The 13715-nt window shown below is 43.7% G+C and carries 8 protein-coding genes; 6 read left to right on the top strand and 2 right to left on the bottom strand.

The features are described 5' to 3' along the window. Positions 1 to 290 precede the first annotated feature (290 nt). From RMX98_RS03370 to RMX98_RS03360, 3 genes are all read left to right on the top strand, one after another. The gene (locus RMX98_RS03370) at positions 291 to 1262 is read left to right on the top strand and encodes a DUF928 domain-containing protein (RefSeq protein WP_322676405.1); all 972 of its coding nucleotides are present in this window, start codon (positions 291 to 293) and stop codon (positions 1260 to 1262) included. 196 nt (positions 1263 to 1458) lie between these two features. Then, complete coding sequence (locus RMX98_RS03365; RefSeq protein WP_322676406.1) at positions 1459 to 4305, top strand: CHASE2 domain-containing protein; 2847 nt, start codon at positions 1459 to 1461, stop codon at positions 4303 to 4305. Then, positions 4302 to 5615, top strand: coding sequence for a response regulator (locus tag RMX98_RS03360; RefSeq protein WP_322676407.1), 1314 nt, complete (start codon positions 4302 to 4304; stop codon positions 5613 to 5615). The genes RMX98_RS03365 and RMX98_RS03360 overlap by 4 nt, the downstream gene beginning before the upstream one ends. Before the next feature lie 230 nt (positions 5616 to 5845). On the opposite strand, the gene rpsU is transcribed toward RMX98_RS03360, so the two are convergent. Then, complete coding sequence (rpsU, locus tag RMX98_RS03355) at positions 5846 to 6037, bottom strand: 30S ribosomal protein S21 (protein WP_322676408.1); 192 nt, start codon at positions 6035 to 6037, stop codon at positions 5846 to 5848. Positions 6038 to 6157: 120 nt separating this feature from the next. Beyond that, a complete protein-coding gene (locus tag RMX98_RS03350; protein WP_322676409.1) occupies positions 6158 to 6478 on the bottom strand; it encodes an RNA-binding protein in 321 nt (106 codons plus the stop codon). A gap of 394 nt (positions 6479 to 6872) precedes the next feature. Here RMX98_RS03350 and RMX98_RS03345 point away from each other — a divergent pair, with 394 nt between their 5' ends. The 3 genes from RMX98_RS03345 (at position 6873) to RMX98_RS03335 (ending at position 13476) form a co-directional block, all read left to right on the top strand. Beyond that, the gene (locus tag RMX98_RS03345) at positions 6873 to 8267 is read left to right on the top strand and encodes a TldD/PmbA family protein (RefSeq protein ID WP_322676410.1); all 1395 of its coding nucleotides are present in this window, start codon (positions 6873 to 6875) and stop codon (positions 8265 to 8267) included. Positions 8268 to 8611: 344 nt separating this feature from the next. Beyond that, positions 8612 to 8824, top strand: coding sequence for a hypothetical protein (locus tag RMX98_RS03340; RefSeq protein WP_409881045.1), 213 nt, complete (start codon positions 8612 to 8614; stop codon positions 8822 to 8824). A 662-nt stretch (positions 8825 to 9486) separates the two neighbouring features. Then, positions 9487 to 13476 carry a beta strand repeat-containing protein gene (locus tag RMX98_RS03335; RefSeq protein WP_409881044.1) on the top strand — a complete coding sequence of 1330 codons (3990 nt, stop codon included), beginning with the start codon at positions 9487 to 9489 and terminating at the stop codon, positions 13474 to 13476. Positions 13477 to 13715: the final 239 nt, after the last annotated feature.

The raw sequence follows: 13715 nt of genomic DNA, 5'->3' as shown, positions 1-13715 counted from the left end.
ATTTAATGTTTTTACAATTTTTACAATATTCAAGCTAGACTCCGCCTATAATTTTAGTAAAAGTTTCCTGATTTGACTATGCCAATTTTAGATTCTTTTGGTTGATACTGGACTAACGTTTGTTATGGGTGAAACAAATTCAAAATCGTTCGATTGAGCGCTCACAATGAAGTCCAAAATCCAAAAATTAAAATCTGTTGACTATTGCTTAAACTTATTCTCTTAGCTTCTGGCCATAGCCAAAGGGAACGTATTTTGTATCACATTCTAATTAAATGAGGTCAAACATCATGAAACGTCGATATTTAGCTAGTACATTGAGCGTCATCGCTCTAATCGCTAGTAGTGCGTGTAGTGCCTATGCTGTTACATTTACCCCACCCCCTAACAGCAGTTCTCCTAGTCAAGCCACGGGAGGAGCTTCGCGGGGTAGCATATTTACACCTACCGCAGGCAAAGGCGCACCCAGACAAGCAACAGGAGGAGCTTCTCGAGGCAACCTCTTCACACCTACCGCAGGCAAAGGTGCGCCCAGACAAGCAACGGGAGGAGCTTCTCGAGGCAACCTCTTCACACCTACCGCAGGCAAAGGTGCGCCCAGACAAGCAACAGGAGGAGCTTCTCGAGGCAACCTCTTCACACCTACCGCAGGCAAAGGCGCTCCCCAACAAGCAAGTGGAGGAGCTTCTCGCGTTGGTACTTACTACTTGAATCCATCGACCACAAGTACAACAGAACCAGCAGCGTTAATCGCCCTTTTACCCCAAAACTTCTATGGCACAACCGTGTCTGAACGTCCCACCATTCTGGTATATCTGCCAGCTTCCAATGCCCAAGAAGCTGTGTTGAGCCTCAAAGATGAAACAGGCAATATGCAATATCAGATGAATGTTCCAGTTGCGGGGAAAACTGGGGTCATCGCGATCAAATTACCAGCCGATGCACCCGCTTTAGCCGTTGGCAAAAACTATCAATGGTTCCTAGCACTCAAAATAGATGGACAACTCAATCCGAGTACGCCTTACGTCGATGGTTGGGTTCAGCGCATCCAGCCGGACGCTGAGTTGGCAATAGCAATGCAAGACAAAGATGCTCTAAAGCGGGCCACTGCTTTTGGTAAAAACGGTGTTTGGTATGACTGTGTAGCAACACTAGCAGCGACATACACTGCCCAACCTAGCAATGCAACTCTCCGTAAACAATGGGAAGAACTTTTATCCTCAGTGAGTTTGAAGGAGATTGTAACAGCATCTATTAATTAATTCCTAGTAGTCTGCCAAACCAAAATTGTTAGGTGAGGGCTAGGAAAAGGGTAAAGGAATAACCCTTTTTCCCTTTCCCCTTGCCCCTTTACCCCGCCAAGTTACGAAAGCGAACTACTAGTCAATTCTAGACACGTTTTAGTGGAGCCTTGCTCCATCAACGTTGACCGAGATCAATGAACTGTATAGCACAAATATGTGGCGCAGATTCCAGGCTTTTATCCAACGCACTCGTAGCGTTTTAATTATTACTCCCAGCGTTGCTTTGACTGTTATGGTTGGGCAATCGTTGGGACTTTTCAATTTACCGGAATGGAAAATTCGTGACGAATGGGTTCGTCAGCGATACCTATGGCAGGCTACGTCAACGCCACAGACGATCGCAGATGAGATTGTGATTGTCACAATCGATGAGCGTGATATCCAATCGGTGCGTAAATGGCCAGTTCCAGACTGGGCGCTGGCACGATTATTAGAAAAAATCCGAGCGCAGCAGCCCCGCGCCATTGGATTGGATCTCTATCGAGATTTACCGGAAGGAAACGGACACGAGCAACTTGTTCAAGTCTTCCGCAACACTCCTAATTTGATCGGAGTCGAGAAAATTACTGGTGAACGCGTCAATCCCCCACCGGAACTGAAAAAAAAGGAGCAGGTAGGATTAGCAGATTTGGTGTTGGATGACGATCGCTTTGTGCGTCGTGCGCTCCTGACTGCTGAAGATACTAAAGAAAAAAATACCATTAAAGCCGGACTGGCAACCCTTGTAGCGCTTAAATACCTCGAATCTGAAAAAATTAGTTTAGAAAGCATTGACCCCCAACAGCAAAAGTTTCAGTTGGGTAGGGAAATTTACTTACCACTGCAAAATCAAGAAGCAGGTTATACCGATGCCGATTTAGGAGGCTATCAAATTCTGCTCAACTGGTACGGAACGGATGCAGCATTTCGCACAGTTTCCCTGCGCGATGTGTTAGCAGGGAGAATTCCGGCAGATTTGATGCGCGATCGCATGGTATTTATTGGGTCAATCGCCTCCAGTACCAATGATTTCTTCAGCACACCTTTCTCTTCTGGGGTATCTGCCCAAAAACCGACTCCAGGTGTCCTTATTCATGCCAATATTGCTCATCAACTAGTACAAGGAGCAAAAACAGGAAAAACCAGTTTACACGCTGTTTCTGGGATTTATTTATCACTTGGGATTGTTTTTTGGTCTGTCATCGGTTCTACAGGCAGTTGGTGGTTAGCTAGTGCGCGTCACAAGCGGCGGATTCCTGGTGGCAAAATTCTTTGGGCAACTGTAGGCATCAGTGGAGCCTGCATAGTGGGTGGCTATGGGACGTTTTTGCATGGTGTTTTAATTCCGGTAACGCCCGCCTTAGCCGCGTTTATCGGTAGTGTGATTGCAACAACCAATGCTTATAAACAGCAGAAGTTAGAAGAAATAAATCGTCAACTAGAAATTGCCAACAATCAACTATTAGATTATTCCAAAACCTTGGAAACAAAGGTCGAAGAACGAACTCATGAATTAGTTGAGGCAAAACAAGCTGCCGATGCTGCCAATCAGGCCAAGAGTGAGTTTCTCGCCAACATGAGCCACGAACTACGTACACCCCTCAACGGCATCCTTGGTTTTGCCCAGGTACTAGAAGGATCGCCAAACATGACAGCTAAAAACCTCGAAGGAGTCAGCATTATCTACCAATGCGGATCGCACCTGCTGATGCTGATCAATGACATTCTCGATCTCTCGAAGATAGAAGCGAGGAAATTGGATTTGGTTGTCACCAGTGTACATCTGCCCAGTTTTTTACATGGCGTGACTGAGATTTGTGGTATCCGGGCTGAACAAAAAGGGATTGGATTTAATATTTTAATTAGCGATCGCCTACCACTTGCCATTGAAGTCGATGAAAAACGGCTGCGGCAAGTGTTGATTAACTTACTAGGCAACGCGATCAAATTTACAGACAGTGGTAGCGTAACTTTTAAAGTGGAAGTCATTAGTCAAGAATCTAAACAAATGACGCCACTTGCTACAAGCGGGGAAACCCGTCCAACGCAAGGGCTGACAAATGACAATGGACAAATGACACTTCAGAAGATTCGTTTTCAGATTGAAGATACGGGTATTGGGATGTCACCAGATCAACTGGAGAAAATCTTTTTACCCTTTGAGCAAGTTGGTGAAGCAAGGCAGCGATCTGAAGGTACTGGTTTGGGATTGGCGATTAGCCACAGAATCGCGGCATTGATGGGAAGCCAAATTCAGGTGCAGAGCCACCTGGGTGAAGGAAGTGTGTTTTGGCTAGATTTGATAGTACCAGTACCCCTTGAGCATGATTGGTATGTACCAACAAGCGCCCCAACTACCCAGAGAATTACTGCGATTCGGGGTAGTGCGCCTCAGATTCTCATTGTCGATGACGATCGCAACCACTGTTCTATGTTGAGCAATCTGCTGCAAGAAATTGGCTGTCAAACCTTGGAAGCGACCGATGGCAAATATGGGCTACAACTAGCAATTGAACACAATCCAGATGTGATTCTACTCGATTTAGCCATGCCCAATATGGATGGCTTTGAGTTAATGGTTCATCTGCAAGGAAATCTACAAACCCGTTCTATTCCGATCATCGTCTCTAGTGCCAGTGTGTTTGAGGAAAATCGCCAACGGAGTTTAGAGGCAGGGGCAACAGCATTCTTGCCCAAACCCCTCCAGATTGACGAACTACTTAATAGGTTGCGATCGCTGTTAGGAGTGGAATGGATATATGCCCAATCTTCGCCTCCCAAAGGTGAGCAGGTAACTAGTAGTGAATGGGTTCTACCATCCCAAGATGTTTTGCAGCAACTATATCATCTGGCAATGATGGGAGATATATCGGCGATCGAGGGAATGTTAAGAGAGCTAATTGAGCAAAACAGTCAGCTAGCTCCCTTCGTGGCAGAGTTAAGCAAACTTACTGCCAATTTCCAAACCGGAAAAATCCGTAAATTCCTCAAATCATTTGTTACAACGGAGTTACGACCATGATCGCTGTTCCTATCTCGAAACCTATACATATTTTGTTGGTCGATGACAATCCAAACAATCTCAAGGTGCTATCGGAAGCGATTCAGGGGTGTGGCTGGAAACCCCTGATGGCAACCGATGGAGAGTCAGCGATCGAACAAACAGAATATGCTCATCCCGATCTGATTCTCTTGGATGTAATGATGGCAGGTATTGATGGATTTGAAACTTGTCGCAGGCTGAAAACCAATCCCATCACTCAGAATATTCCGGTGATTTTCATGACTGCCCTGGCTGATTCTACAGACAAAGTGGCGGGGTTAGAAATTGGTGCAGTTGACTATATTACCAAACCCTTCCAACACGAAGAAGTAATTGCGCGTTTAAAGTTGCACTTGAAAATTTCCCATCTCACCCGCACATTAGAAGAACGTGTGCAAGAACGCACCGCAGAATTAACTCAATCTCTACAGCAGTTACAACAAACCCAACTACAAATGATCCAGAGTGAGAAAATGTCCACTCTTGGGCAGTTGGTTGCAGGTATTGGTCATGAGATTAATAATCCGGTTGGTTTTGTTGGTGGAAATTTATCCTATATTGAGGAATATGTAAATGATTTGCTTCGCCTGGTGAGCCTCCAGCAGCAAAAGCTATTGCAGCCAGACCCAGAAATTCAAGAGCTTGTTGAAGAAATCGACTTGGAGTATCTGGCAGAGGATTTGCCGAAATTATTGGCATCAATGCGCCAGGGAATTACCCGTCTTAAAGAGATTAGCCTCTCTTTAAGAACTTTTGCTCGCGCAGATATTTCATCTCAGGTGGAGTTTCAAATTCACGAAGGAATCGATAGCACTATAATGTTGTTGAAACATCGACTCCAAGGCAAGGGCGATCGCCCTAAAATCCAGGTTGTAACAGAATACGGTAATTTACCTCCAATCAGCTGCTATCCGGGACAACTGAACCAAGTGTTCATGAATATCATCGCCAATGCCATTGATGCATTTGATGAACTTAATCAAAACCAGTCCGATCAAGAGATTCCTGATTGCCCGAATATCATCACCATTACGACATCGGTTGATCCTCAGCAAGAAAACGTCACAATTTGCATCCAAGATAATGGCCCAGGTATGCTCGCTGAGGTGCAAACTCGAATTTTTGAGCAATCTTTCACAACTAAGCCCGTGGGTAAGGGAACTGGGCTAGGATTAGCAATCAGTTACCAAATTATTGTGGATAAACATAATGGACAAGTCAACTGCTTGTCAAAGCCTGGTGAGGGAACAAAGTTTATCATTACTCTGCCCATCTTACCGAATAATTGATGAATTATTTTATAACTAGTTATCCCTGTAACTTCTCACCGATGCAGAATAGCAGGAACTAAATAAAAATTCCGAAGATTTTGTATAGATACCTGAGAATAAAAAAGGTTTCCGAAGGTCAAAACTTACTCATTAGATTCTTTTTTGGAGTACAGCCAGCGATCGCCTCTTCGACAGCTAAGAATCTAATGAGATGCGTTAGCGTAGCTCACCGTAAGTATTGCTAATTGTCAATTACCACGGAAATTTCTCTTGCGTTGTTTGTGCCTTGCGACTTCTTTGCGCTTGTGTTTTTCCAAAGGCGTTTCAAAGTGACGATGCTTTCTCATGTCTGGAAAAATACCTGCTTTGGAAACTTCCCTCTTAAATCGACGCAAGGCTGACTCAATTCCTTCATTTTCGCCCACAAATACTTGGGTCATTTTCATCTCCTACTTAATTGGTACTGGGCAATTTTAAGCTATCCAGTAGACCGGAGTGCAAAAAGGGCAGATAATGATTCTGCCCTTAAGACGTTAAAACTTAATTTTTGATCTTAAAGTTTAGTAGCGACTATTTCTGTTGTATCCACCGCCACCACCACTGTTGCCACGGTTTCCACCAAAGGAACCACCTCTATCTTCTTTGGGTTTAGCCTTATTAACTTTAAGGTCACGTCCCATCCACTCAGCCCCATCAAGAGCATCAATGGCAGCTGTTTCTTCAGCTTCTGTGCCCATCTCTACGAAAGCAAAGCCGCGAGGACGTCCTGTTTCACGGTCAGTAGGCAACTGAACCCGTTTTACAGTACCGTGTTCGGCAAATACAGAATTGAGGTCTTCTGATGTTACCTCGTAGGATAGATTACCTACATAAATTGACATGCATTATCTCCAAAATCATAGGTGTGTAGAGATTTAGATTTCGGAGACAAGCTTGTTAAGACCAAAAGGGAAAAGCCTGTCAATACTAAAAACAAACGCTGTAACCGAATTTTATTCTCACTTGATTACCTTAGCACATCATTCAGTTCTTACCCACCGTAACTTGGAAGTACTAAAGATTGGGCATTGGGCATTGAGCAAAACCCTTCGGGTAGCAAAAAGGGAAAAGGAAAAAGGAGGGAGCTTTCCTTTCCCCTTTGCCCCTTGCCCTTTCCCCTTTGGCGTTGCCATCTCCTCCTGCTCCCCCTGCCTCCCTGCTTCTTTAATATTGATTAGCAGAAGTTCCCCAAATAATTGCAAAATAAATGCAGTTCGTCATTATTACTAATTGAAAATGCCGACTACACTTGCTGACGCACAAAATTTACTTTCTGACCTGATCGCCCAGTACTCAGGGCGTGTAGATTATTTGATGATTCGCCTTGAAGAAGCAGAAGGGACTGATATCTTGTTGCGTGGTGACAAGGTAGAAACCCTAAGCGAAGGCATCTCCATTGGTGGACATATTCGTGCTTGTTATAAAGGTGGATGGGGGTTGAGCTGCTTTAATCAACTGGCGACAATCAAAGATCGTATTGAAGAAGCGATCGCTGCTGCGCGGATGGTTGGTGATGAAGAAACTTTACTTGCACCCATTGACCCGGTGCAAGCAATATGCGTTCTACCCCTAAAAGGCGCAGATCCCCGAAATATCCCACTCTCGAACAAAAAACAGCTGTGCGATCGCTATGCCCAATTACTCAAAAGCGTTGATCGGCGAATTACCACTACTTCGGTACGCTATGGTGACAGCGCCCAAAAAGTGATCATTGCTACCTCGGAAGGCACTTTGATCGAGCAATCTTGGGTGGATATGGAAATGCGTTTTGCCGCCACCGCCAGAAATGGCGAAACTGTCCAAACAGGACGGGAAACTACTGGCTCTCGCAAAGCTTACGAAGATTTAACCGATTTGGATGAACAGGTAAAAGGTGCAGCTCAAAGAGCGATCACTGCTTTGTCTCTACCATCGGTCAAGGGCAATACTTATACCGTTGTCATTGACCCAATTCTCACGGGTTTATTCGTCCACGAAGCCTTCGGACATCTTTCTGAGGCTGATATGGCTTACGAAAACCCCGATTTGCTGGAAGTTATGACCATCGGACGGCGGTTTGGCCCAGAAGAACTCCAAATTTTTGATGGTGCGGCTCCAGAGGGACATCGCGGTAGCTATTTTTACGACGATGAAGGCACTCCTGCCACTACTACTCAACTGATTAAAGATGGAGTTTTAGTTGGACGTTTACATTCTCGTGAAACCGCAGGCAAATTGGAAGAAGCGCCTACGGGTAACGCACGCTGTCTCAACTATCACTTTACTCCGATTGTGCGGATGACAAATACCTGGATTGAACGGGGTAAAACACCAGTCGCAGACTTATTCACCGATATCAAAGAAGGAGTTTATGCGCGTAATTGGTTGGGTGGAATGACGAATGGGGAAATGTTCACCTTTAGTGCTGGCGAAGCGTGGATGATTAGGAACGGCAAAATTGCTGAACCTGTCCGGGATGTGACGCTTTCGGGCAATGTATTCCAAACTTTAGCAGATATTGAGGCACTTGGTGATGATTTTTACTGGGATGAATCCGGCGGTTGCGGTAAAGGAGGACAAAATGGCTTGTCTGTGGGTTGTGGTGGCCCTAGTCTCCGAATTCGAGATGTAGTCGTTGGCGGGGAAACATAAACTATCTCCCGCCATAACCAAACATAAGGAGTTTAGCGATTCGTTAAGCTATGAGGCGATCGCTGAATTCTCTGGTTAATTTGCTATATCAATACCTCTGCCAACTTATACCAATTTCCGAAAAGAATGCAATAGATGCATAGGTTGGTTTGAACTTTAGTGTTACTCAACAAAATCGAGTTTTTTGGCGTTGGGTTTCGTTCGTTGATCCAAGCTACATTTGTCGCAAACAATTTTTGAATTGGGATTTCGAGGGTTTCAACGTTTGTAGAAATGGGATGAATACGTCTTAAAGAAGCAAGATTGGCAAAACATTTAGGCTAGTAAAATAGCCTCTGAAGCTCTTGAAAGGCATAAAAATCGGTTTATTGCTCTCTCTTTTATTGAACAGCGAGTTAAAAAGGCGAGCCAATAGTTCAGCAGACATTAAGCAAAATATTGCCCAATCCCTGAATCAAGTGCAAGATACTATATCTTCACCAACAGCCCAACCTGAAATAGATGAAGAAAACACAAAGTTTAGTATTGGTATATACATTAAGCAGCAAATAATGTGAAGAGTATGCAAAGATGAGTACTTAAGTCTAGACATCTAAGTAAGATATCAAGTATGTAGTTGTTTTAAATCTACTGAGATGTTCCAATACTTTTGGGTTAAGGGGAAAAACTAAGAAAAAACCTTTTACCTTTCCCCCAAAGCAAATTCTTCTTTTGAAACTGCAAAAACCGAGAAGTATTGTGCGATGTTCTCTATGTTCAAGCTAGATACCCACGAAGAATATTCTATAAGGAGGGTATAAAAATTTCTTTACCGCTCAAGAGTCAACTGTTGACTATTTTTTCTTAATAGTAGGACTTAGGCACTGGCAAAATCAAACATGAAGGATGAATTTTAGGCATTTAATTGTCAAAGTTTTTGATGCCTGTCAGAGTAATTTCTACTGAACAAAGATGATTAATTTAGTATGAAATCACTGATTATCCTGAATGCAGACGCTGATGAATTTGTACAGTGCTTAAGACTTAGATAATAAGAGAATAGTTAAATAAATGATAGTACAAGCCTTAGAATCGGATGAATTTTCCAGAAATTCACTGTTCCTCAGGCGTGAGGAATTAACTATGCAGATTTCGCTGAATTGTTTGTGCCTGAAAACCGCACAAACACCAAATTGAGAACTAAAGTTACTGAAAAAATCGATTTAGTCAGGTAAAAGTTATGGCAAATATCATTGGAAGCAACGGTAACGATACTCTACAAGGTAGTAATGAGGCAGACACAATTAACGGTCTTGCAGGCAACGATACCATATATGGTAACGGTGGTAACGACACCTCAACTGGTGGAGGCGGTAAGGATAAATTTATTTACTACGACTACAACTACAACCAGAATACTATCATCACCGATTTTGGTGGCGTAGGTAAAGGAACAAACCCGACAGCAGCAGTCATTGCCGAAGTGGATACCATCAAATTCGAGGGTGATGATCTCACTGCCCAAAATTTGCTACTGACCCAGAATGGTAACAATCTGGAAATCAGCTTTCAAGGGGATGCTTATACAACAAGGTTTTTAGGCCCCCAAGTCATTCTGAAAAACTTCAAATTAGAAAACTTGGAGAACCTGAAAGCTTCTGGAACAACACCAGCGATCGGCAATATCATATTTGATGGGCAAACTAGCATCACAGACAGTTTTAATGTCCTTGATGCCAACTCCACTGATACTACTATAGGTATCAAGAACACAGTAACCTTTTTCAATGACCTCTCTAACAATATTGTGGGTTTAGACGATTCAAATGATGTCATAAATGGTCAGGGTGGCAATGACATTATTGATGGCTTGAGTGGAAACGACCTTTTAAGAGGTGGTGCAGGGAATGATACTCTCATTGGTGGTGCGGGGAATGATACTCTCGTTGGTGGTGTAGGTAATGAATCCCTCGTTGGAAGCAATGAATCCCTGATTGGTGGTACTGGTAACGATTACTTGAATGTTGAATTTTCAACAGGCAATAACACCCTTAACGGTGGCGCTGGTAACGATATCTTGGATGCTGGGGCAACATCTGGCAATAACTTACTTTCTGGGGGCGATGGCAATGATTCTCTTTACGCCTCTATTGTTGGTAGCAGCGCCAGCGCTTACATCTATTACCTCTCCTCAAGTAATAACACCCTCGACGGTGGCGCTGGTGACGATACTTTGAATGCTCAGTCTCCATCAGGTAATAACTTACTCTTTGGGGGCGATGGCAATGATTCTCTTTCAACCTCTGGCATCTCTACTTATAGAGGAGAGCCTAATTTTAACTCTTCAGGTAATAACACCCTCAACGGTGGCGCTGGTGACGATACCTTGAGGGCTGAGTCTTCAACAGGCAATAACTTACTCGCTGGGGATGATGGCAATGATTTTCTCTCCATTGATGCCTATTTATCTATTTCCGGCGATAGCGCCAGTTATTCGTTTTCCCGAGGCAATAACACTCTCAACGGTGGCGCTGGTGATGATACCTTGAGTGCTGAACATTTAACAGGCAATAACTTACTCTCTGGGGGCGATGGCAATGATTTCTTGTATCTAAGCCCTACATTCCCAGATGAAGCCCCCTCTGATTTAGTGACTCAAACGGTAGATGGAGGTAAGGGTGACGATTTGTTGTTCGTCGATTACACGTTAGCTTCAGGGGGTATCACAACAACATTCAATCCGACTACAAACAAGGGAGCAATTACGGCTGGCAAATATCGGGTTAGCTACAGCAATGTAGAACGATTAAATATCTTTGGTACAGCCTATGATGATAACATTGTTGGGAGTGCTGGGAACGATACGCTCTCCACGGGCGCGGGTGGCAAAGATACGATCGATGGGGGAGCAGGTGACGATGTGTTGTCCGCCAATTACAGCGATCCTACAGGGGGTATCACAACGACATTCAATCCCACTACTAACATTGGAACAATTACGGCGGGCACAAGTCGGGTTAGCTACAAAAATATCGAACGATTAAATATCTTAGGTACTGAATACAATGACAACATTGTTGGCAATGATGGGAACGATACGCTCTCTGGGGGCTATGGCAATGATACGATCGATGGAGGTAAGGGTGATGATGTGTTATCCGTCTACGGCAGTTACAACGATGCTTCTGTGGGGCTTACAACTACATTCAATGCCACTACTAACATTGGAGTAATTACGGCGGGTACAAGTCGGGTTAGCTATAAGAATATCGAGCGATTAAACATCTTAGCTACCGCATACAATGACAACATTGTTGGCAACAGTGGGAACGATACGCTCTCTGGAGGCTATGCTGGCAAAGATACGATTATTGGCGGTGCAGGTAATGATATCTTGATAGGTGGGACTGGTGACGACATCCTAACTGGTGGCGCGGGCAATGATAAATTTGTTTACGACTTAAGCCAGAGCTTCGATGAAAACACTAACACTGATATGATCACGGATTTCGGTGGTGTAGGTAAAGACTCGAATCCCTCATCTGCGGTAATTGCTTCTTTAGACACCTTGCAATTTACAGGTAGTATCTTCACTGCTCAAAATCTACAATTAACTCAAAATGGTAACAACTTAGAAATTACCTTTGAAGGTTTGGCTAATAGCAACAAAGTTATTCTGCAAAACTTCCTCTTAGAAAACCTGAATAATTTGCCAGCAACTTCTTCACGCCCAGCTATTGGCAATATCCTGTTTGATGGACAAACCAGCATCACCGACAGTTTTGATGTGTTTAGTGCTAATTCCACTCAAACTACTCTGTTCAAAAAGAACACTGTTACTTTTCTCAATGACCTATCCAACAACATTACGGGTTTTGACAACTCCAATGATGTCATCAATGGTCAGGGGGGCGACGACATCATCGACGGCAAAAGTGGTAATGACCTGCTCAGAGGTGGTGCGGGAAATGATTTTCTCATTGGTGGTGCGGGAAATGATACTCTCATTGCCAATGCAGGCAGTAATTCTCTTGACGGTGGTATTGGTGATGATAGCTTAAATGCTAGCAATTCAACAGGCGATAACCTTCTCTCTGGGGGCGATGGCAACGATACTCTTGACATCTCTGGCCTGTTCTACTACGGGATCAGTGACAGCGGCAGCGTTTCCTCCTCCGACTCTCGCTCCTTGGGCAATAACACTCTAGAAGGAGGTGTAGGTAACGATACATTGAGTGCTAGCGGTTCAAAAGGTAATAACCTGCTCTCTGGGGGCGATGGCAATGATTCTCTTGGCATCTATGGCGGTTACTACACCGATTCCTATGGTTTCTACGACTCTCGCTCCTTGGGCAATAACACCCTAGAAGGAGGTGCAGGTAACGATAGCTTGAGTGCTAGCGGTTCAAAAGGTGATAACACTCTTAACGGTGGCATTGGTGACGATTCCCTGGATGTTACTTATTCAAAAGGCGATAATCTGCTTTCTGGGGGCGATGGCAATGACTTTTTTTATGTAGACGCCTCATCTACTGTCCCCTCTGATTTAGTAACTCAAACAGTAGATGGGGGTCAAGGTGATGATTTTTTGTATGCCGATTACATCAATGGTATTGGAGGAATCACTTCGACATTCAATGCTATTACTAACGTTGGCTCAATTACAGCTGACAATAATCAAGTTAGCTATAAGTTTATCGAACGATTAAATATCATAGGTTCAATCGACAATGACAACATTGTGGGGAGCAATGGCAATGATACGATAAATGGAGCCGATGGCAATGATACAATTTTTGGCGGTGCAGGTAACGATAACCTGACCGGTGGGTATTTAAGTAATAGTATCCTTTATGGTGGTGATGGCAATGACACCCTCTCAGGCGCTCAAGGTAATGGTACTCTTTATGGAGGATCTGGTACTGATACCTTTAATTTCTATTCCATTAAAGGTGTTAGTACTATTGATGACTTCAACGCGACTAATGAATTGATTCAGGTATCGGCTACTACTTTTGGTGGAGGGTTATCAATAGGTTCACTTTCAGCTAATCAGTTTACCATTGGAACATCTGCAATGACGATCGCTCAACGATTTATCTACAACAACATTACAGGTGGACTATTCTTTGACCAAGATGGTAGTGCGTCTGGCTTTACTCAGGTAAAATTTGCCCAACTATCAGCTGGATTGTCACTAACCGCAAATAATTTTGTGGTTGTCAGTTAATCAAAATTAGTGTTCTGCCACCATTCTAAGTATGGGTTGCGAGGTGCATAATTTAACCTGACTTTTCACGTATGTGGAAAAGATCACTTTCAGGGTTTCCCAAGCCCTGATTTTTCCATAGGTTGATTATCATTAACTCAGGCTATTGATAATCAAACTATGGAAAAAGCCACGCTTTTTCGGGGCTTGAGTACTTACCGTGAAAAGTCAGATAATTTAACAACTAACCTAATCGAGAC

This window comes from Nostoc sp. DedQUE02, from assembly GCF_034531035.1.
GTDB lineage: Bacteria > Cyanobacteriota > Cyanobacteriia > Cyanobacteriales > Nostocaceae > Nostoc.
This window is presented reverse-complemented; position numbering and strand designations above follow the sequence as displayed.